General features: G+C 71.5%; 16 protein-coding genes and 5 tRNA genes. 10 read left to right on the top strand and 11 right to left on the bottom strand.

The annotated features are described in order from the left end of the window. Positions 1–89: 89 nt before the first annotated feature. From ACFYM2_RS04030 to ACFYM2_RS04015, 4 genes are all read right to left on the bottom strand, one after another. Positions 90–1,163 carry a M23 family metallopeptidase gene (locus ACFYM2_RS04030; protein ID WP_388833025.1) on the bottom strand — a complete coding sequence of 358 codons (1,074 nt, stop codon included), beginning with the start codon at positions 1,161–1,163 and terminating at the stop codon, positions 90–92. A 422-nt stretch (positions 1,164–1,585) separates the two neighbouring features. Further along, a complete protein-coding gene (locus tag ACFYM2_RS04025; RefSeq protein WP_359004505.1) occupies positions 1,586–2,707 on the bottom strand; it encodes a PP2C family protein-serine/threonine phosphatase in 1,122 nt (373 codons plus the stop codon). A 99-nt stretch (positions 2,708–2,806) separates the two neighbouring features. Further along, the gene (locus ACFYM2_RS04020; RefSeq protein WP_388457796.1) at positions 2,807–3,013 is read right to left on the bottom strand and encodes a hypothetical protein; all 207 of its coding nucleotides are present in this window, start codon (positions 3,011–3,013) and stop codon (positions 2,807–2,809) included. 209 nt (positions 3,014–3,222) lie between these two features. After that, a tRNA-Met gene (locus ACFYM2_RS04015) sits at positions 3,223–3,296 on the bottom strand. 167 nt (positions 3,297–3,463) lie between these two features. On the opposite strand from ACFYM2_RS04015, the gene ACFYM2_RS04010 reads away from it, so the two are divergent. From ACFYM2_RS04010 to ACFYM2_RS03990, 5 genes are all read left to right on the top strand, one after another. Further along, a complete protein-coding gene (locus ACFYM2_RS04010; RefSeq protein WP_388833022.1) occupies positions 3,464–3,970 on the top strand; it encodes a SigE family RNA polymerase sigma factor in 507 nt (168 codons plus the stop codon). Positions 3,971–4,067: 97 nt separating this feature from the next. Continuing rightward, positions 4,068–4,883: a hypothetical protein gene (locus ACFYM2_RS04005; RefSeq protein ID WP_388833019.1), complete on the top strand. Its 816-nt coding sequence runs from the start codon at positions 4,068–4,070 to the stop codon at positions 4,881–4,883. Positions 4,884–4,911: 28 nt separating this feature from the next. Then, positions 4,912–5,487 carry a hypothetical protein gene (locus tag ACFYM2_RS04000; RefSeq protein ID WP_388833016.1) on the top strand — a complete coding sequence of 192 codons (576 nt, stop codon included), beginning with the start codon at positions 4,912–4,914 and terminating at the stop codon, positions 5,485–5,487. 187 nt (positions 5,488–5,674) lie between these two features. Beyond that, on the top strand, positions 5,675–5,965 hold the full coding sequence (locus ACFYM2_RS03995; protein WP_350231682.1) for a DUF1330 domain-containing protein: 291 nt from the start codon (positions 5,675–5,677) through the stop codon (positions 5,963–5,965). Positions 5,966–6,244: 279 nt separating this feature from the next. Then, on the top strand, positions 6,245–6,598 hold the full coding sequence (locus ACFYM2_RS03990; protein ID WP_359004488.1) for a hypothetical protein: 354 nt from the start codon (positions 6,245–6,247) through the stop codon (positions 6,596–6,598). A 313-nt stretch (positions 6,599–6,911) separates the two neighbouring features. Here the strand turns inward: ACFYM2_RS03990 and ACFYM2_RS03985 are convergent. The 4 genes from ACFYM2_RS03985 to ACFYM2_RS03970 form a co-directional block, all read right to left on the bottom strand. Next, a tRNA-Lys gene (locus ACFYM2_RS03985) sits at positions 6,912–6,984 on the bottom strand. A gap of 160 nt (positions 6,985–7,144) precedes the next feature. After that, on the bottom strand, positions 7,145–8,632 hold the full coding sequence (locus tag ACFYM2_RS03980; RefSeq protein WP_359004485.1) for an amino acid permease: 1,488 nt from the start codon (positions 8,630–8,632) through the stop codon (positions 7,145–7,147). 202 nt (positions 8,633–8,834) lie between these two features. Beyond that, positions 8,835–11,150, bottom strand: coding sequence for a DEAD/DEAH box helicase (locus ACFYM2_RS03975; RefSeq protein WP_388457784.1), 2,316 nt, complete (start codon positions 11,148–11,150; stop codon positions 8,835–8,837). 211 nt (positions 11,151–11,361) lie between these two features. Beyond that, positions 11,362–11,910 (bottom strand): hypothetical protein, encoded by a 549-nt coding sequence (locus tag ACFYM2_RS03970; RefSeq protein WP_359004479.1) that lies wholly within the window; start codon positions 11,908–11,910, stop codon positions 11,362–11,364. Positions 11,911–12,104: 194 nt separating this feature from the next. Here ACFYM2_RS03970 and ACFYM2_RS03965 point away from each other — a divergent pair, with 194 nt between their 5' ends. The 4 genes from ACFYM2_RS03965 (at position 12,105) to ACFYM2_RS03950 (ending at position 13,138) form a co-directional block, all read left to right on the top strand. Beyond that, the gene (locus ACFYM2_RS03965; protein ID WP_350231674.1) at positions 12,105–12,455 is read left to right on the top strand and encodes a metallopeptidase family protein; all 351 of its coding nucleotides are present in this window, start codon (positions 12,105–12,107) and stop codon (positions 12,453–12,455) included. Between the two features lie 394 nt (positions 12,456–12,849). Next, positions 12,850–12,922 (top strand) — tRNA-Glu (locus tag ACFYM2_RS03960). A gap of 38 nt (positions 12,923–12,960) precedes the next feature. Then, a tRNA-Asp gene (locus ACFYM2_RS03955) sits at positions 12,961–13,035 on the top strand. Between the two features lie 26 nt (positions 13,036–13,061). Next, positions 13,062–13,138: transfer RNA gene (locus ACFYM2_RS03950), tRNA-Phe, on the top strand. A 189-nt stretch (positions 13,139–13,327) separates the two neighbouring features. Here the strand turns inward: ACFYM2_RS03950 and ACFYM2_RS03945 are convergent. From ACFYM2_RS03945 to ACFYM2_RS03935, 3 genes are all read right to left on the bottom strand, one after another. Next, positions 13,328–14,182 (bottom strand): cytochrome c biogenesis CcdA family protein, encoded by an 855-nt coding sequence (locus ACFYM2_RS03945; RefSeq protein ID WP_388833012.1) that lies wholly within the window; start codon positions 14,180–14,182, stop codon positions 13,328–13,330. Beyond that, positions 14,179–14,925 (bottom strand): DsbA family protein, encoded by a 747-nt coding sequence (locus tag ACFYM2_RS03940; RefSeq protein WP_359004470.1) that lies wholly within the window; start codon positions 14,923–14,925, stop codon positions 14,179–14,181. The genes ACFYM2_RS03945 and ACFYM2_RS03940 overlap by 4 nt, the downstream gene beginning before the upstream one ends. 86 nt (positions 14,926–15,011) lie before the next feature. Further along, positions 15,012–15,413 (bottom strand): hypothetical protein, encoded by a 402-nt coding sequence (locus tag ACFYM2_RS03935; protein ID WP_359004467.1) that lies wholly within the window; start codon positions 15,411–15,413, stop codon positions 15,012–15,014. Between the two features lie 84 nt (positions 15,414–15,497). Here ACFYM2_RS03935 and hrpA point away from each other — a divergent pair, with 84 nt between their 5' ends. Continuing rightward, the gene (hrpA, locus tag ACFYM2_RS03930; protein WP_388457775.1) at positions 15,498–19,418 is read left to right on the top strand and encodes an ATP-dependent RNA helicase HrpA; all 3,921 of its coding nucleotides are present in this window, start codon (positions 15,498–15,500) and stop codon (positions 19,416–19,418) included. Positions 19,419–19,433 lie beyond the last annotated feature (15 nt).

Genomic DNA, 19,433 nt, shown 5'->3' with positions numbered 1-19,433 from the left:
CCAACAACCGCGCCGGGTACGAGGTGGTCAGCGGCGCGCGGACCTGCGCGGCCGGCCACGCGCAGCCCGCGCCCGCGCCCGGGACCGGCTCAGGGCGTCAGGCCCTTGGACTGGAGCCACGCCATCGGGTCGAGGCCCGTGCCGGACGGCGCGTGCACTTCGAGGTGCAGGTGCGGCCCCGTCACGTTCCCCGTGGCCCCGACCCGTCCCACCACCTCCCCCGTGGACACCGTCTGCCCCACCGTCACCGCGAGCGAGGACTGGTGGCAGTACCAGAGCTCACTGCCGTCATCCAGCGCGATGACCGTGCGGTAGCCGTAAGCACCCGCCCACCCGGCCGACTTGACCGTCCCGGAGTGGATCGCCTTGACCGGCGTGCCCGTGGGCGCCGCGAAGTCGAGGCCGGTGTGGTGGCCCGAGGACCACATCGAGCCGGCCTCCCCGAACGTGGAGGTGATCGTGTAGGAGCCGACCGGCAGGGAGTAGGAGGCGGCCAGCTCGGCCAGCCGCTTCTCCTCGGCCTTCTTCGCCGCCGCCTCGTCCGCCGCCTTCTTCTCGGCGGCGGCCTTCGCCTCGGCCGCGTCCTGCCTGGCCCTGGCCTCTGCGGCCGCCTGCTCGGCCGCCGCCTTCTGCGCCGCGGCCTTCGCCTCCGCGGCCGCCCCGGCCCGCTGCTGCTCGGCCTGGTGCAGGATGCGGGCGCGCAGCGCCTCACCCGCGTCGGTGACGCCCGCCTCGGCCTCGCCGGTGGAGAGCCCGGCCATGGTCAGCGGCGCCCCGGCGATCTTCTGGTCGGCCCGGGCCGCCGGGCTCTCGGACACGTCCGCGCCGTCGTCGCCCGGGACGAGCCCGCCCACGCCCGGCAGGGAGCCGAGGCCGGGCAGGTTGTCGGTGAGGGAGTCGGGCAGGGATATGGAGACGGGGGGCCTGGGCTGCGCGGTCGCCATGCCGCCCGCGCCCACGGCGGCGATGACGCCGACGCCGAGGACGGTGGAGCTGCGGGCGAGCCCGCCGCGCTGCTTGGCCACCCGGTGCCGGCCGCGGACGGAGCGTACGGACTCCTCGGTGGGGTCCCACTCCTCCCAGCTCTCGTTCTCGCCGGGCGCGTCCCCGTACAGCGGAGCAGAGGGGGCGGAGGTGCCGAAGGCAGGCTCGTTGGACGCCACGAGGGCGCGCTCCTTTCCATCCTTTTCGCCTACCGGGCCGGCGGCGGGGGTCCCCGGGCCGTCCGGGCTCGGGGGAGGGTCCGGAGCAGGAAGGCCTTCCGCGAGCGCCCATGGCGGACGTCGCGATCGCCCCAAGTCGGTGGTTCCCCGGCTCCCTCGCGGGATTCGGCGCATGCGCACGGTGCCGCCTGTGCGACGGCTGGTACGACCGCGCTGCGTTATCGAACGTTAATAGACGGCGGGGGTTGATTCCAAGCCGTTCCCCACTGATCGTTAACAGCCATGGCCCGGGCTTACCGCCCATTGTCCGGACAAATCAGGCAAGTTGACGACCCTTCAAGGCCACTTCCGTCGCTCCCATTTCCTGACGGTGTGTCAATTGTTATCCGTGCCTTCCCGCCTCGGGACGGCCCGCCGCGCCCCTACTTCACGATCCTGACCGTGCGTCGCCGCTCGGGCTGACCCTCCATCGGACGGGCCACCGCGAGCAGCGCCATGTCGTCGCTCGCGCCGCCGCCCGTGTAGCGGCGTACGTCGTCGACGAGCGCGTCCAGGACCTCGTCGGGCCCCGGGAAGATCGCGCCGCGCAGGCGGGCGCCCGGGTTGTAGAAGATGCCCTGGCTGTCGCGTGCCTCGGAGAGCCCGTCGGTGTAGAGCAGCAGCGTCGTCCCCGGCGGGAAGGGACGCACATCGGCCCGGTCCGGCCACACGCCGAGGTCCGACATGCCGAGCGGCAGCGCGGGCTCCGCCGGCACGACCATGTCGAGGGATCCGTCCGGGTGCAGCAGGAACGGCTCGGGGTGACCCCGGTTCACCAGGCGTACGGTGCCGTCGCCGTGCGGGATCTCGGCGAGCAGCGCCGTGGTGAACCCCTCGACCGCGTCGAGCCGGTCGCGCCGGGTGCCCTCGCGGGCAAGGGCCCGCTCCAGGCGCTGGGTCACCGCCTCCAGGGAGGACTCGTGCTCGGCCGCCTCACGGAACGCGCCGATCACCACGGCGACGGCCTCCACCGCCTGGAGCCCCTTTCCGCGTACGTCACCGACGATGAGCCGGACCCCGTACGGCGTGTCCTGCACGGCGAAGAGGTCCCCGCCGATGAAGGCGTCCGCCTGCGCCGCCTCGTACCGCGCGGCCACGTGCAGGCCGCCGATCCGGGCGGCGGGCGTGGGCAGCACGGCGCGCTGCGCGGTCTCCGAGATGACGCGGGCGGACGCGAGCTGTTCGCCGCTGCGGCGCAGGATGCGGTTGATGACGAGGGCGAGCGCGCTCACCGTGAGCACGGTGAACAGCTCGCTCGCGCCTTCGCCGAGGTTGGGCAGATCGTGTATGAACCAGAGCGCCACGATGGCGACGACCGAGCCGAGCCCCACGGCCGCGGTGCCACGGCCCGAGTAGAACGGGGCGGCGGCGACCGGGGCGCCCGAGAACAGGGCGGCGGCCGTCAGATCGGGCGGGGTCGAGGCGTCGAAGGCGAAGCCGCCGACGACGAGGAGTACGGGGAGCGCCCGTACCAGGCGCTTTTCGCCTTCTGCTCGCTGCCGCACCAGTCCAGCCTCGCCCCTCACGCGGCGCGGGGCGAGTCGGAAGCGTCCAAGCGGGTGGGCGCCGGCCTCCGCGCGCCCCGGCCCGCCCCGCCCCGGCGGCTACGCGGACAGCCGGCGGGGCCATTCCGCCAGAAGACGCTCCTCGGCTTCGCTGAGGACGTTCTGGCCGGGCAGCGCGGCCCGCAGCGCGCGGGCGGCGCCGGCCGCGCCCTGCTCCTGAATGGCCGGTTCGCGGGTGGTGACGGTGGACACCATGGATTCGCGCAGCGCGACGAGGAGCGCGGGGTCGCGCATGGATTCGGGCACCGACAGCCAGGTCAGGATGGCGCCACTGGCGGCGGCGTGGACGATCTGGACCGCCAGGCTCCTTCCTGGAGAGCTCGCCCTTCACCGACGACCAGAAGGCCGACATCGGCCACCGCAACGGGGAACGCCTCACCGCCCGCGCCGAGCGCCCGTCCGCCTGAACGCGAAATGGCCCGGCACTGTGAACAGTGCCGGGCCATTTCGTTCAGTAGCGGGGACAGGATTTGAACCTGCGACCTCTGGGTTATGAGCCCAGCGAGCTACCGAGCTGCTCCACCCCGCGTCGGTAAACACAACTGTACGCCATTCGGAGGGGTGCTCCGCACCATTGACCGGCGGGCCGTGAACCCGTGAAGAAACGATGCCGCGAGCGCGCGACATCCTGCCGTCCCACGTAGTCATCAGGGGTATGCACGCGCATCGAGGAACGACCGGACGGGCGGGGACCGAGTGAAGCCAGCACAGGAGGACGCGTATCTGGAGTTCGTGGCCGCGCGGGCCAGAGCGCTGTACCACTCGGCGTACGTGCTCGCGGCCGGCGACAGCCACCTCGCCGAGGACCTGGTCCAGGAAACCCTCAGCCGGGTGTACGTCCACTGGAACCGGGTGGCCCGCGCGGACAGCCCCGCCGCGTACGCCCAGACGGTTCTGGTCCGCGCCTTCCTCAGCCTGCGCCGCCGGCGGAGCTCCGGCGAACGCCCCGTCGCGGCCATGCCGGAGAACGCGGCGAGCGGCCCGGACGCCGCGCTGCGCCTGACCCTGCTCGACGCGCTCGGCCAACTCCCGCCCCGCGACCGGGCGGTGCTGCTCCTTCGGTACTGGGAGGACCGCAGCATCGAGGAGACCGGCCGGATGCTCAAGCTGAGCAGCGGCGCCGTCCGCTCCCAGGGCACCCGCGCCCTCGGCAGGCTGCGCGCGCTGCTCGGCGACAGCCTGACCGACCTGGTCCCGCACTGAGCCCCGGCCCGCCTCCAGCCCACCCCACCCACCTCTCCCTCCCGGCGCCGAACCCACCGGCACCAGGACATCCGCCGCCAGAAAAGGTGACGCCAGCATGCCGTTCGAAGCAGACCTGACCCACGCCCTGCGCCGCACCACCGACTCCCTCGAACCCGACCTCACCGCGCTGGTGAGCGGGGCCGTCGAACGCGGCCGGGCCCGCCGGCGGCGGCGCGGAGCCGGCGCCGTCCTCATCGGAGCGGGCGCCTGCGCCGTGCTCACGGCGACCGCCCTGGTGCTCCCGGGCGAGCTGGCCGCCCTCCACGCACCTCACTCCACGGGTTCCGACATCGAACCGGCCGCGCTCGCGCTGCCGCGCTCCGAGATCAAGGACACCGAGATGATCCAGGCCGTGGAGAAGACGTTCCCCGGGGCCCGGTTCAGCGAGGCGACCGGGCAGAGCAACAACCCGTCCGACCCGTCCGCCGGATACGTCGCCAACGGCGAGGTGACCCTCGACGACGGGCACGGCGCCGCGCGGGTCGGCGTCTCGGCCGTACGGCTGAAGCTGCCGCTGAAGGACGGCGACGGGCTGAGCTGCGAGCAGACGCCCGCGCGCGCCAAGGGCGACACGTGCGCGGTGAGCGAGCTGCCGAGCAGCGCCGCCCTTCCCGGCGGCGCCCGGGTGATGACGCAGGTGAACGCGGCCGAGCAGCCGGTACGCGCCGACACCGCCCACCGCTGGACGGTGACGGTGACCCTCAAGTCCACTGGCGCGCAAGTGCAGTTGGTCCAGTGGAACAGCACCGGGGGCGGCGACGGCGCCCACACCCCGAAGCCGACCCGCCCCGCTCCCCCGCTCACCGAACAGCAGGCGGTGACCGCGCTCACCGGCGCGATCTGGGCGCCGGTCCTCGGCGCGGTCGCCTGAACCGGCGCCCGGCTGCGAAACTGCCCGGGTGTCAGACACCAACTCCCCTGCCCACCAGGGCGCTTCGGCCCTTCTCCCCGGTAAGTACGCGCGCGTCGAACGCGAACGACGGTTCCTGATGCCCGGCCCGCCGGACCCGTCGACGGTGACGGCCACCCGGATGATCACCGACCGGTATCTCACGGGTACGCGCCTGCGACTGCGCCGCGTCGAGCTCCCGGACGGCACCCTCGAACGCAAGCTGACGCAGAAGGTGCCGGCGCGACGCCCGGGCGGCACCGGGGGCGTACAAGGCCTGATCACCAACACGTACCTGTCGGCCGCCGAGTACGACCTGCTCGCCACGCTGCCGGCCGAGGTGCTGACCAAGACGCGTTACAGCGTGGCTCCCCTGGGCGTGGACGTCTTCGGGGGCCACCTGGATGGACTGGTCCTGGCCGAGGCCGAGTTCACGACCGACGAGGAAGCGCACGCGTTCGCCTTCCCCGCGGGATGCGTGGCGGAGGTGACGGACGACCCCCGCTTCACCGGCGGCCGACTCGTCGGGACCACGCGCCGGGACCTGCTCGCCTGGCTGGCGGAACACGGCCTGCACCCGGAGTGACCCCCCGCAGGTCATCGCCGCCCTCGCCGCCCGCCTCCCCGATCCGAACGCCGCGCCACGTGCAAGGCTGGCCATCGGCGTACTGCTCGGCCTGTACGTAACCGTCCAGGCCGACCAGCTCACCGGGCGCCGAGCACCCCGTTCCCGCAATCACCCATTTGCACTTTCACGAACATTGGAGTTCCTCATGGCCAAGGGCTACTGGGTCAGCGTCTACCGCGCCATTTCCGACCCCGAGAAGCTGGCTGCCTACAACAAGCTGGCCGCTCCGGCCGTCGCGGCCGGGGGCGGGCGGCTGCTCTCCCGCGACGGGCGGGTCGTCGCCCACGAGAAGGGCGTCACCGAGCGCGTCATTCTGATCGAGTTCGACAGCTTCGAACAGGCCGTCGCAGCCCACGCCAGCGAGGCCTACCAGCAGGCGCTGCTCGCCATGTCCGACGGCGTCGAGCGCGATTTCCGCATCATAGAAGGCCTCTAGACGCCAAAGGCACGAAGGCGTCCGGGACGCCGAAGCCGGACACCCCGGTCGGCGGCGCCCCATCGCTCCGGATGCCGCCCCACCTCGAAACATCCGCGCTCAGGCCCGGGCCACCAGTGCCCTGACGCGGCAAAGCGCGCCGACCGACGTGTCTTCAGTTCCCCAACCACAAGCTCTCGTAGAAAACAGGTCAACCTCATCCAGGGCGCTTGACCGGGTGCGGAGCTGGGGCGCTACTTGTCGGTGCCGACTGCGCAAATGCCGATCAAAGGGGGCCCAATGGGAAAGATCATGCGATCGAGGCTGACGGTGACGCTGGCGGTTGCCGCCGTCGTCGGCCTTGGCCTTCCGGGAGTTGCCGGTGCGGCGGATGGCTCGACCCAGCTCAGGTCCAACACGGCCTGTAGCGACGGCAAGGCGACAGCAGTGGAAAACGTGGCCATCCGCGCCAGCACCAGTACCAGTGCCACTCTGGTGACCACCGCCCTGAAGGGGCAGACGTGGGCCTGTGGTGCGAATGGCGTCATCCTGGGAGGCCGGTACACCGCTTGCGGGACATCGAACGGCAACGGTTGGTTCTACGTCTACAACGACAACTACGCGGGCTATACCGCGTCAGCTTGTTGGGGGTGACGCTACCCGCGTGACGCCTCCCACTGCCGAGAGGCGCATTCCGGCGGTCGTCGCGTCACAGTGATCAACTGGCTGGTCAAGGAGCTTTGCAAGGTGCTCGGCTGGGATGTCTCAGCCGAGCGTTTTGCGTGGTGGGCTGTTGCGTCGGGCGGCGACGGCGTCAAGTGCGCACGTTTGGACGGCCGGCTTGATGCCCTTGGGGCCGTGGACTCGTGGTGGCGGCCCCCAAAGCACAGGAGCGCCCCCAGCCGATGATCCCCGGCCGGGGCGCTCCCGTGCAGGTCGGAGGGGGTAAGCCCTCCGCCACTCGATGTAGGCCATGTCGGACTCGAACCGACAACCAACGGATTAAAAGTCCGCTGCTCTGCCAATTGAGCTAATGGCCCTTGGCGAGTCACCCCAGAGCATAGCCGGACAGCGCCCGGCAGCCGATCGGGTATCCGTTGTCGGGCTCGTCACGGGTGCGGGACCAGCGTGTCGGGCCCGCCCGCCAGGGCCGCCACCCCGACGCGCCCCGCCCCGCAAGCCGCCCCGCTCGCTCCCTCCTCACTCCCCCCGCAGGAACCAGTGCCGGGCCGATGCCAGCCACCATGCCGTGGCGAAGCCCAGGACGGCCAGGACCGCCAGGGGGGCGTAGTTGAAGGTTTCCCAGGTGACCGGGGAGACCTGGGGGAGCATGAACAGGACCGTGATGACCGTCACCCAGGCCACCGCCACGATGCCGACCGGGCGGGACCAGCGGCCCAGGTGCCAGGGGCCCGGGGTGAAGGCGTTGCCGCGCAACAGGCGCAGCAGGGTGGGGATGACGTACGCGATGTAGAGGCCGATGACCGCGATCGAGGTCACCGCCGCGTACGCCGTGACGTTGATCAGGTACGGGAGGCCCAGGACCAGCGCCGCGCCCGCCGCGAGCCAGACCGCCGCGACCGGGGTGCGCGTGCGCGGGCTCACCGTGTGCCACAGGCGCGAGAAGGGCAGTGCGCCGTCGCGTGAAAAGGCGTAGATCATGCGGGAGTTGGCCGTCACCGACGCCATGCCGCAGAAGAGCTGGGCGCCGATCACCACCAGAAGGAGCAGCTTGCCGCCGGTCTCGCCCAGGGAGTCCAGGAGGATCTGGGCGGGGGGCGCGCCCGTGTCGGAGTTGAGCTGGGTGTCGTACGAGCCGATCGCGTACGTGAAACCCAGCAGGAGGACGAAGCCCGCTATCCAGGACGTCCAGATGGAGCGGACGATGCCGCGCGGGCCGGCCGTCGAGGCGTCGTGGGTCTCCTCCGTCATGTGCGCGGACGCGTCGTACCCGGTGAAGGTGTACTGGGCCATCAACAGGCCGATCAGGACGACGTACACGCTGTTGGTGAAGCCCGTCTCGTTCACGAAGCCGGTGAAGACGAACGACGTCGAGCGGTGCGTGCCGGGCACGAGGGCCAGGGCCGCCACGATCGCCACCACACCCAGGACGTGCCACCACACGCTCACGCCGTTGAGGAACGCCACGATGCGCACGCCGAAGGTGTTCAGGAGCCCGTGCAGCAGCAGGATCGCCGCGAAGAGCCCGATCGTGCGCGCCGGGGTGACCTCGAAGCCGAACTGGAGGTTCAGGTACGCCCCGAGGAACGACGCCGCGCCGAAGTCCACGCCCGCCGTCACAGCGATCTGGCCCAGCACGTTGAACCAGCCCGTGAACCACGCCCAGGCGGCGGCCTGCCGGGGCGGGGCCAGGCGGTGCGCCCAGAAGTAGAGCCCGGCCGAGGTCGGGTAGGCCGAGCAGATCTCGGCCATCGCGAGGCCGACGACCAGCGTCATCAGGCCCACCGCCACCCAGCCCCAGGTGATGAGGGCGGGGCCGCCGGTCTTCATGCCGTACGCGTACATCGTCAGGCAGCCGGAGAGCACCGAGATGATCGTGAACGAGACGGCGTAGTTGGAGAACGCCGACATGCGGCGGGCGAGCACCTGCTTGTAGCCCAGCTGCGCCAGGCGTTCCTCGTCCGACCCCGGGCTTCCCTCGCTTGTGGTGCCGACGTCATTTGTCATGCCCCCAGCGATTCCCCGCGCACGGGTACGGCATGCGCCGACGGGTGGCCGGAATCGGCCCGGATCGGACCCGGTCGATCGGACCGGATCGGCCGGTCATCGGGGGCGGCCGGGTCCGGGGCACGCAAAAGGGCCCGTACGCCACCGGGCAGGCGGGGTACGGGCCCTGATGAACCGTCAGGCGACGGCGGCGGCTGAACTATCAGCCGTTGCGCTTCCAGCGGGGCTTGTCGTCACGGCGCCCGAAGGAACCGGTGCTGGTGCCGGTGCCACGGTGCTCGTCACGACGGCCCTGCGGGCGGTCGTGGCCACCGGTGCGGAAGCCGCCGCCGGCGGGACGGTCGTCGCGGCGGTCACGGTTGAACGGGCGGTCGCTGCCACCACGGTTGAAGCCACCGGAGGGACGGTCGTCACGACGGTCGCGGTTGAAGCCGCCACGGTCGCCGCGGTCGTCACGGTTGAAACCGCCGGAGGGACGGTCGTCGCGACGGAAGCCGCCACGGTCGCCACCACGGTCGTCACGGTTGAAGCCACCCGAAGGGCGGTCGTCGCGACGGAAACCACCGGAGGGACGGTCGTCACGGCGGAAGCCGCCACGCTCGCCACCACGGTCGTCACGGTTGAAGCCACCCGAGGGACGGTCGTCGCGACGGAAACCACCGGAGGGACGGTCGTCACGGCGGAAGCCGCCACGGTCGCCACCGCGGTCGTCACGGCGCTGGAAACCACCGCGGTCGCCACCACGGTCGTCACGGCGGTCACGGTTGAAGCCGCCGCGCTCGCCACCACGGCTGTCGCGGTTGTCGCGGTTGAAGCCGCCACGCTCACCTCGGTCGCCACCACGGTTGTCGCGGCGGTCGAAGCTGCCCCGGTCGTCACGGCGCTGGAAGCCACCTCGGTCCTCGCGGACCTCGGCCTGCGCGGGCACGGCAGCGGCGGCGGCGACAGCCGCGACCTCCGCCTCGGCCTCGGCGACGACCTCGGCGACCGCGACCTCCGGGTCCTCACCGCGCTCGCGGGCGGCACGCGCCACCAGGCGGTCGGCCTCCTCGCGCAGCTCGCCGGCCCGGCGCGTCAGGCGCTCCAGCTCCTTGGTGAGCTCGGCGACCTCGCGCTCGGCCTGCTTGGCCGAGTTGTTCGCGGAGTCGGCCTGGACCTCGGTCAGCGAACGGGCGCCGGTGATCTCGGCGACCTCCGGGTCGAACGCGCCGGCGCTCTGGATGATGTGGCGCGAGGCGTCGACGCCCGCGTCCTCCATCAGCCGGAAGATCTGGCGGCGCTGGTGCGGCAGCGAAAGCGAGACGACGACACCGGACTTGCCGGCGCGGGCGGTACGGCCCGAGCGGTGCAGGTAGTCCTTGTGGTCACCCGCCGGGTCCACGTTGAGGACCAGGTCGATGCCGTCGACGTGGATGCCGCGCGCGGCGACGTCGGTGGCGACGAGCGCGTTGACGTAGCCCTTCTTGAAGTCCTCAAGAACGCGCGTACGGGCGCCCTGCGTCATGCCGCCGTGCAGCGCGTCGGCCTTCACGCCCGACTCGCACAGCTGCTCGGCGATGCGGTCCGCGCCCAGCTGGGTGCGGACGAAGATGATCGTGCGGCCCTTGCGGGCGGCGATGGCGGCGGTGACCGGCGCCTTGTCCTTCGGCTTCACCACGAGGACGTGGTGGGTCATCGTCGAGACGTTGCCCTGCGCGCTGTCGACCTCGTGCGTGACGGGGTTGGTCAGGTAGCGCTTGACCAGCGTGGAGATCTCGTTCTCCATGGTGGCGGAGAACAGCATCCGCTGGCCGCCGCCGGGGATCTGGTCGAGCAGTTCGGTGACCTCGGGCAGGAAGCCCAGGTCGGACATCTGGTCGGCCTCGTCGAGGACGGCGACCTGGACGTTGGCGAGCGAGCAGGCGCCACGGTTGATGAGGTCGCGCAGACGGCCCGGGGTGGCGACGAGGACGTCGACGCCGCGCTCCAGGGCGTAGATCTGGTTGCTCATCGACGTACCGCCGCAGACGACCTTCATCTTCAGGCCGAGCACGTCGCCGTAGGGCTGGAGCGCGTCCGCGACCTGCATCGCGAGCTCACGCGTCGGCGTGAGGATGATCGCGCGGGGCTTCTTCTTCTCGGTGTGGCCGCCGGCGAGCTGCGCCAGGGTCGGCAGACCGAAGGAGAGGGTCTTGCCGGAGCCGGTGCGGCCACGGCCGAGGATGTCCTTGCCGGCCAGGGCGTCCGGGATGGTCGCGGCCTGGATCGGGAAGGGGCTGGTCACGCCGTTCTGCGCGAGCTTGCGCACGACGCCGTCGGGCAGACCGAGGGCGCCGAAGGTGACGGTGGGCTCGGCGGGCTCGGTGTTCTCGTCCGCCTCGGACTCGACGATCTCGACGACCTCGATGACGTCGGAAGCCGCTACGGCCTCGACGACGTCGTTCTGGACGGCCTCGACGGAGGCGTTCTCGACGGCCTCGACGGAGTCGATGTTCTCGTTCTCGGGCAGGACGGAGTGGTCAGTGCTGGAAATGGACATGCGAAATGCGAAACCTTCCGGAGTCTCGGCACGCGCCCGTCAACTCCGTGAATTCGCAATTCGACCGCCTCAATGCGGTCAGCCACGGCTAGGGAGAGTACGCGCCACACGGCGCTCTTCTGTGGCTTTTCCACCTAAGAGGGCCGGGCAATGGGATCAAACGATCTACTACCATACGCACCCTCACCCCCCTAAGGCAAACCGAGTCCCCCTAAACCGGTCCGACCTGCGGTGATGCGGTCGGCTCCTGATCGATCGGAGCCTGGTTCCGGCGCAGTGCGCTGTTGTGCGTGTCGGCCCCCGGCGTCGTGGACGGGGAGGCCGGCGGCGGAGGCGGCGAGACCGGCGGCGGGGGCGGCGAGACCGGCGGCGGCGCGGGGATCGAACGGGTGGGGGTCGGGGGCGGCGGCGTCGGCGCGCCCGGGGAGGGCTTGGCCGGGCCCGCGCCGCCGGGCTTCGGGTTGGCGCCCGCCGACGGCACGGCCGGCCCCGGCGCCGGGGCCCCGCCCGGTCTTGCCGCTCCCGAGGGCCCGCCGGCCGCCTTCGGGTCGTGCTTGCCGGGGCGCCCCTTGATGACCTCGCCCGCGCCGCCCTTGCCCTCCTCGGGCCGGGCCGCCGCCTCGCCGTGCTGCCCGGCCGAGACCGAGGGCTTGGGCCTGCCCTCCTCGTCGCTCACGCTCATGCAGCCAGCCGACGCCGCGAGGACCAGGACGGTCATGGCCAGCTCGGCCAGGCGGGCAGGGGTGGTCAACTGGCGCACGGGGGGAACCTCCGGGACACGGGAAGCGGTGGGGTCGTACGTTCCAACTCCCGCGCCCCCACGGGGGACACGCCCGGGCCAGGCCCGGCTTGCGCCCGACATCCGTCCGAGCGCGGCCGCCGAACGGGAGCGCCCGGACATCACCCCGTCCCCGCGACCGCCGGAACGGGCGGGTGTCCCGGACAATGGACCGTGTGCTGGAGATGACGCGTGACGCCTTCGAAGAGCTGGTCAGTGACGCCCTGGACAAGATCCCGCCGGAGCTGACCCGGCTCATGGACAACGTGGCCGTGTTCGTGGAGGACGAGCCCGATCCGTCCGGCCCCGAACTGCTCGGCCTCTACGAGGGGACCCCGCTCACGGACCGGGGCGAGTGGTACGCGGCCGTGCTGCCGGACCGGGTCACGATCTACATGGGCCCGACCCTGCGGCACTGCGAGACGGCCGAGGACGTGGTCCACGAGGTGTCGGTGACCGTGGTGCACGAGATCGCCCACCACTTCGGCATCGGCGACGAACGCCTCCACGAACTGGGCTGGGGCTGAGGACCCCCTTGCGGTTGGCGCGCGTACGGCGCGGTCGGGTGCGGCGGCCCCGGTGGGGCGGCGTGAGTGCGGGGCGGCCCCGGTGGGGCGGCCCGGAGTACGCCGGCCCGAGTGCGGGGGCCCGAGTGCGGCGGCCCGGGTAGGGCGGCCCGGAGTACGGCGGCCCCGGTCGGGGGCCCGGAGGCCGGCGGCCAAGTACGCCGGCCCCGCCCGGCCCGAGTGCGCCCCGGCCGGGCGGGACCCCGCCGGGGGGGAACCCGGCGCGGACCCCCGGCGGGGCGGCCAGGAACGCCCTCCCCCGGGGTCGCTGGAAACCGTTTTGGCGATACCTCCCCGCATCCCATATGCTTCTCACGTCCCCGACGCGCTGCGAAGCGCCCAGGCGGGCCAATTAGCCCTCATCGTCTAGTGGCCCAGGACGCCGCCCTTTCAAGGCGGTAGCACGGGTTCGAATCCCGTTGGGGGCACGCACAATCCTGTGCGAGACTTGGTCTCGCGCAAGCTTGGTCCTGTGGAGCAGTTTGGAGTGCTCGCCACCCTGTCAAGGTGGAGGCCGCGGGTTCAAATCCCGTCAGGACCGCTGTAGTTCACCCCGGTGAACTACGTGGCTGGGTAGCTCAGTTGGTACGAGCGATCGCCTGAAAAGCGATAGGTCGCCGGTTCGACCCCGGCCCCAGCCACCACCGGAAAGCCCCGGCCCTTTTGGGTACGGGGCTTTCTCCGTACCCGGGCCCTGGACGGGCCGGGCCCGCACGGGGTCTGGGGCGGGACCCCAGGATTCCGCACGTGCGGGCCGTACGTGGCCGGTCGCGCAGTTCCCCGCGCCCCTTGGCAGGGCTGGTGCCGGCCCCCACCGCGTACGTGGCCCGCGCTCAGGGCTCCTCGCTCAGGGGCTCCTCCGCCGGGCGGGATTTCGCCCGCCGGGCCCGGTCGCCGAGTGTCACCGCCGTCGCCGCCACCAGCGCCGTCAGCAGGGCCCAGTTCGGGACCGCCGCGGCGACGCTCTTGGTCCACTCCTCCACCGCGTACGAGTCGTCCACGTCGAGCAGACCCGGCAGCGCCGTCGCCCCGTCGTACGCGAGGAACAGCGCGCCGAGCCCGATGAAGAACAGGCCCGACAGCAGCGACGTGGTGTGGAGTTCGAAGCGGCCGAGCCGTACCGCACGGCCGCGCAGCCACCGTCGCCCGCCCAGCTCGAAGCGTTCCCACAGCAGGGCCAGGAGGAAGAGCGGCACCGCCATGCCCAGGGCGTACACCGCGAGGAGCAGGCCGCCGTAGACCGGGCTTCCGCTCACCGCCGCCACCGTCAGGACGCTGCCCAGGATCGGCCCCGCGCAGAACCCGGCGAGGCCGTAGACCGCGCCCAGCGCGTACACCGAGAGGGCGGTCGTGGGGCGGATCCGGCCCGAAAGCTCCGTCATGCGCCGGCTCGCGAAGCCCATGCCCGCGATCTGCGCGACGCCGAGCGCGATGATCAGCCAGCCGCCGAAGAGCACCAGCTGGTCGCGGTGGCCGTAGAAGAGGCGGCCCGCGTACGAACCCGCCGCGCCCAGCGGCACCAGGGTCGTGGCGAGGCCCGCGTAGAAGATGCCGGTCCGCGCGAGCAGCCGGGTGCGGCTGGAGATCGAGTACGCGAAGAACGCCGGCAGCAGCAGCGCGCTGCACGGGCTCAGCAGGGCGAGCAGGCCGCCGAGGAACGCCGCGAGGTAACCGATGTGGGAGGTCACTTCTTCGCCGCCCGGGCCGTCCGCGCCGCCGCGTCGACGGCCCTCGCGAACTCGTCCATCGGCTGGGCGCCCGCCAGCGGGGTGCCGTTGATGAGGAAGGACGGCGTGGAGCTCGCGCCGAGACCGTACGCCTCGTCCTGGTCCTTCTTCACCGCCGCCTTCGCCGCGTCGCTGTCGAGGTCCGCCGCGAACCGCGCCGCGTCCGGCACGCCCGCCTCACCGGCGAGCTCCTTGAGCCGGTCCGCGCCGAACCCCTTCTCCTTGGCGCCCTGCGCGTACGCCGCCGCGTGGAACTGCCAGAACCTGCCCTGCCGCCCCGCCGCCCACGCCCCGCGCGCGGCCGCCTCCGACTCCGCGCCGAAGATCGGGAAGTTGCGCCACTCGATGCGCAGGGTGCCGTCGTCGACGTACTTCTTCACGAGGGCGGGCTCGGTGTCGCGGGCGAACTTGCCGCAGTAGGAGCACTTGAAGTCGGCGTACTCGATCATCACGACCGGCGCGTCCGCGCGGCCCCGGGCGAGCGGGTCCCCCGCGTCGCGCCGGGCCAGCTTCATCAGCTCGGGGTAGCCGCTCGCAGCCCCTTCGGGGGACGAGGGGGCGGCGGAGCCGGCCACGGTGGGCCTCGGGTCCGGGGAACTCGCCTGGTAGGAGGCGATACCGAGGACGGCGGCGGCGGCCACGACGGCCGCCCCGATCATGAACGGCTTGCGGGACTTGGCGGCGGGCCTGGTGTTCTTGGGCATGCGAAAACTCCGGGGGCGTACGCGCACGGCCGGTGAGGGGCGCGTACGAGAAGGGGACGGACGGTCGCGGGAGGAGGACCGGCCGTCTAGACCCTGAGCACCGAGAGTTCGACGGGTGTGGGCGCGCTGAGCGTGGGCCCGCGCACCGGCGGGTTGCGGTGGGCCGCGTACAGGGCGCCGAGGGCGGCGGGCGGTACGCGGTCCTCCAGGACCGGGGCGTGGTCGTGCGCGGGGCGCACGCGGACCGGCGCGGCCGGGTCGGAGTCCTGGTGGCGGCCGCCTTGGCGGCAGCCGGGCGTACCCGAGCGGTCCCTGAAGACGGGCGCGTCCGCGCGGTCCGCCGTCACCGGCGCCGACACCCGCGCCACCGAAGCGGCGGGCGCGGCCGAAGCGGTGGGGACCGGTCCGCACAGCGCCACCGCGAGCACGCCGAGCACCGTAAGCAGCACCGCGGTGAGGCGGCGGCGCGGGGCTCGGGAGCGGACCATGCCCGAAATGGTACGGGGTGGGTGCCCGAGTGCGGCGAAATGCGTTCGCCACTCGTCCTTCGCGGGTGAGATCCTGGATCAGGTATGTCTACTTCCTTCGCCGATCTCCAGCCGCTGCTCGACGGGGCCTCGCTGCGCGACGCCCACCGCCTGGGCCGCCGTCTCGAAGGCGCCCGCCGCATCCGTAAGCCCGAGGCCCGGCAGGCCGTGCTCGACGAGATCGCCGCCGAGGCCCAGAAGTCCGCCGAGCGTGTCGCCCGGCGCGCCGCCCGCGCGCCGGAGGTCACCTATCCTGAGCAGCTGCCGGTCAGCCAGAAGAAGGACGAGATCCTTGAGGCGATACGCGACCACCAGGTCGTGATCGTCGCGGGTGAGACCGGGTCGGGCAAGACGACCCAGATCCCCAAGATCTGCATGGAGCTCGGCCGGGGTGTGCGCGGCATGATCGGCCACACCCAGCCCCGCAGGATCGCGGCCCGCACGGTCGCGGACCGCATCGCGGAGGAGCTGAAGACCCCGCTCGGGGAGGCGGTCGGCTGGAAGGTCCGCTTCACCGACCAGGTCGACCAGAACGCGACCTTCGTGAAGCTGATGACCGACGGCATCCTGCTCGCCGAGATCCAGACCGACCGCGAGCTGCGCGCCTACGACACGATCATCATCGACGAGGCGCACGAGCGGTCCCTCAACATCGACTTCCTGCTCGGCTATCTCGCCCAGCTGCTGCCGAAGCGCCCCGATCTGAAGGTCGTCATCACCTCGGCGACCATCGACCCCGAGCGGTTCTCGCGCCACTTCGGCAACGCCCCGATCGTCGAGGTCAGCGGGCGTACGTATCCGGTCGAGGTGCGGTATCGCCCGCTCCTGGAAGAGGACAGCGAAGATTCCGACCGCGACCAGATCACCGCGATCTGCGACGCCGTGGACGAGCTCCAGGCCGAGGGCCCCGGCGACATCCTGGTCTTCCTCTCCGGTGAGCGCGAGATCCGCGACACGGCGGACGCGCTGATCAAGAAGAACCTGCGCTCGACCGAAGTCCTCCCCCTGTACGCGCGCCTGTCCCACGCCGAGCAGCACCGCGTCTTCCAGCAGCACAGCGGCCGCCGGATCGTGCTCGCCACCAACGTCGCCGAGACGTCCCTGACCGTCCCGGGCATCAAGTACGTCATCGACCCCGGCACCGCCCGCATCTCGCGCTACAGCCACCGCACCAAGGTGCAGCGCCTGCCGATCGAGCCGGTCAGCCAGGCCAGCGCCAACCAGCGCAAGGGCCGCTGCGGCCGTACGTCCGACGGCATCTGCGTCCGGCTCTACTCCGAGGACGACTTCCTCACCCGGCCCGAGTTCACCGACGCCGAGATCCTGCGGACCAACCTCGCGTCCGTCATCCTCCAGATGACCGCGGCCGGCCTCGGCGACATCGAGAAGTTCCCCTTCATCGACCCGCCGGACCACCGCAACATCCGCGACGGCGTCCAACTCCTCCAGGAACTGGGCGCGTTGGACCCTTCGGAGAAGGACCCGAAGAAGCGCCTCACCGAGCAGGGCCGCAAGCTCAGCCAGCTCCCCGTGGACCCGCGCCTGGCCCGCATGGTCCTGGAGGCCGACAAGAACGGCTGCGTACGCGAGGTCATGGTCATCGCGGCCGCGCTCTCCATCCAGGACCCGCGCGAACGCCCGAGCGAGAAGCAGGCCCAGGCCGACCAGCAGCACGCCCGCTTCAAGGACGAGACCAGCGACTTCCTGGCCTACCTCAACCTGTGGCGCTACGTGCGCGAGCAGCAGAAGGAGCGCGGATCCTCCAGCTTCCGCCGGATGTGCAAGCAGGAGTACCTGAACTTCCTGCGCATCCGCGAGTGGCAGGACATCTACTCCCAGCTGCGTACGGTCGCCAAGACCATGGGCATCCACCTCAACGAGCAGGACGCGCCCGAGCAGTCCGTGCACACCTCGCTCCTGGCGGGACTTCTCTCGCACATCGGGCTCAAGGACACCGAGAAGAACGAGTACCTGGGCGCCCGCAGCGCCAAGTTCGCGATCTTCCCGGGTTCGGCGCTGTTCAAGAAGCAGCCCAAGCTCGTGATGTCGGCGGAGCTGGTGGAGACCTCGCGCCTGTGGGCCCGGGTGAACGCGAAGATCGAACCCGAGTGGATCGAACCGCTCGCCCAGCATCTGCTCAAGCGCACCTACAGCGAGCCGCACTGGGAGAAGGACCAGGCCGCGGTGATGGCGTACGAGCGGGTCACGCTCTACGGCGTGCCGATCGTGGCCAACCGCAAGGTCAACTACGGCCGGATCGACGCCGAGGCCTCGCGCGACCTGTTCATCCGCAACGCGCTGGTCGAGGGCGACTGGCGCACCCACCACAAGTTCTTCGCGGACAACCGCAAGCTGCTCACCGAGGTCGAGGAGCTTGAGCACCGCGCGCGGCGCCGCGACATCCTGGTGGACGACGAGACGCTGTTCGACTTCTACGACCGCCGGGTGCCCGACCACGTCGTCTCGGGCGCGCACTTCGACTCGTGGTGGAAGCACAAGAAGCGCGAGGAGCCCGAACTCCTCGACTTCGAGCGCGAAATGCTCATCAACGAGAAGGCCGGGGCCGTCACCAAGGACGACTATCCGGACTCCTGGCGCCAGGGCCCGCTGAAGTTCCGCGTGACCTACCAGTTCGAGCCGGGCGCGGACGCGGACGGCGTGACCGTGCACGTGCCGCTCCAGGTCCTCAACCAGGTCACGGACGAGGGCTTCGACTGGCAGATCCCGGGCCTGCGCGAGGAGGTCGTCACGGAGCTGATCCGCTCCCTGCCGAAGCCGATCCGGCGCCATTACGTGCCGGCGCCGAATTACGCGGCGAAGTTCCTGGACCGCGCGGTGCCGTTGCAAGAGCCGCTTCCGGTGACGCTGGCCCGGGAACTCCAGCGGATGGTGGGCGTCCCGGTCACGGCCGACGACTTCGACCTCACGCGCGTACCGGACCACCTCAAGATCACGTTCCGGATCGTCGACGAGCGGCGCCGCAAGCTGGCCGAGGACAAGGACCTGGAAGCGCTCAAGCTCCAGCTGCGCCCCAAGGCACGCCAGGCCCTCTCCAAGGCCGCCGCGGCGACCGCGGGCCCCTCGGGCGAGTCCATCGAGCGCTCGGGCCTCACCACGTGGACGATCGGCACCCTGACGAAGGTCTTCGAGACGCGGCGGGCCGGCCAGCCGGTGAAGGCGTTCCCCGCGCTGGTGGACGCGGGCGACTCCGTCTCCGTACGGCTCTTCGACACCGAGGCCGAGCAGCGGCAGGCGATGTGGCGCGGCACCCGGAAGCTCATCCTGCTCAACATCGCGGTGAACCCCGCCAAGTTCGCCTCGGACAAGCTCACCAACCAGCAGAAGCTGGCGCTGTCCCGCAATCCGCACGGCTCGATCCAGGCCCTGTTCGACGACTGCGCCATGGCGGCGGCGGACAAACTGATCGCGGACCACGGGGGTCCGGCGTGGGACGAGGAATCGTTCCGCGCGCTGCACGACAAGGTCCGCGCGGACCTGGTGGACACCACGGTGCGCACGGTCGGCCAGGTCGAGCAGATCCTGGCCGCCTGGCAGGCCTGTGAGCGCCGCCTGAAGGCCACGAACAGCCTGACCCTGGTCGCCAACGTGGCGGACGTACGCACGCAGCTGGCGGCGCTGGTGCCGTCGGGCTTCGTCACGCTCACCGGCCTCAAGCGGCTGCCCGACCTGATGCGCTACCTGGTGGCGGTGGACCGCAGGCTCCAGCAGATGCCGACGGCGGTGCAGCGCGACACCACGCGCATGGAGAAGGTCCACGAGATGCAGGACGAGTACGCCTGGCTGCTGGAGCAGCTGCCGGCGGGGCGGCCCGTTCCGCAGCAGGTCCTGGACATCCGCTGGATGATCGAGGAGCTGCGGGTGAGCTACTTCGCGCACGCGCTCGGCACGGCGTTCCCGGTCTCCGACAAGCGCATCGTGAAGGCGATCGACGCGGTGGCGCCGTAGCGGGCGCATCGCTGA

Source organism: Streptomyces sp. NPDC006711 (genome assembly GCF_042869775.1).
GTDB lineage: Bacteria > Actinomycetota > Actinomycetes > Streptomycetales > Streptomycetaceae > Streptomyces.
Note: the sequence above shows the minus strand (reverse complement) of the source record. Positions and strands in the feature narration are given on the sequence as shown.